The organism is Leisingera sp. ABD4_442 (assembly GCF_056160905.1).
Window position 1 is genome coordinate 1 of sequence record NZ_JBSWYB010000091.1, and the last position, 1,199, is coordinate 1,199.

The following is a 1,199-nucleotide window of genomic DNA, read 5'->3' on the forward strand; positions in this document are numbered from 1 at the left end:
TTGAACCGCGACTCTTGTCTGGGTCCAGGGTAGGTGGCTCACCTCATTTCCTCTAGCATCTTTTCCCGGAAGACCTCTGCTGGGGTCTTCCACCCGAGACATTTGCGGGGTGTGTTGTTAAGACGGCCGCAGATCACTTTCATGTCGTGATCTGAGAGCTGTCGGATGTCGCGCTTTCGCGGGAGCCATCGCCGGCCCGCCGGTTTGTGTTTTCGACGGTGCCTTTCTGCCACGGGCTTGATGGGTCGCAGAACCAAGTCTGTGTTCCGATTTCGGCTTGCAGGTGCGGCCAGCTAACGAACTCGGTGCCGTGATCGAAGGTGATCGATTTCCGCGCCAGGTGAGGCAGATCACGGATGGCCCTCATGATCTTGCCCATGACGGGCTTCGTGCGTTTGTTCGGGTTCTTCAACAAGACCGTGAAGCGGCTGGCGCGCTCAACCAGGGAAGTCACATTGGGCTGTCCAAGGCTTTGCTTGAACAGCATAAGATCAGCTTCCCAGTGCCCGAACTGGCGGCGGTGGGCCACATAATCCGGGCGGAACAGGATACTGACATCACAATGGAATTTGGACTTCTGAAGCTTGCGGGCGCGCCTTGGCCTGCGAGCTGCGCGGTGGGTTGGCAGATACCACCAGAGTTCCTGTCCCATACCTTCCTTGGAGTAGATGTAGCGGTAAATGGTTTCCTGGCAGACCCGAAGCCTGGCGCCTTCATGGATCATCCGGTTTCCGATTTGCTCCGGGGTCCACCCGTTCTTCAGACCTTCCACGACGCGCTTACGTAATTCAGGATGCCGGATCAGTTTCCGTTGTCGCGCGCGCCGGTCGGCTGCCATCAGCTGGGCCGCGGCACCGTAATAGCCATCACATTTTGGCAGGCAGGGATCGGAAAAATGGTTCCGCTTCAGTTCCCGGAATATCGTCGATCTGCAGCGGCCAAGCGCGCGCGCCATCTCGTTAACTGGAACCTTCGCATGCCTCCAGCGTTCAATCTTACGCCGCTCAGTGATACTCAGCTGGCTGTAAACAGCTCCCATTTCGATTCCTCTCGTCAGATAACATGCTGTTTTCTAACAAGTATCGCAGTTGGAGGTAGCGCGCTCCATTGTGAACTCACGCTGAAGCGCAATTTCTGATATGCCGTTCTATTCCAATCGGTTTTGGATTTCCATCAGCTCGTTTTCGAAGATCTCAGCA

1 pseudogene is annotated in these 1,199 nt (G+C 56.1%); it reads right to left on the reverse strand.

Going from position 1 to position 1,199, the window contains the following annotated elements:
- Positions 1-38: 38 nt before the first annotated feature.
- Positions 39-1,039, reverse strand: a pseudogene (locus ACXAHG_RS23480) (IS30 family transposase).
- Positions 1,040-1,199: the final 160 nt, after the last annotated feature.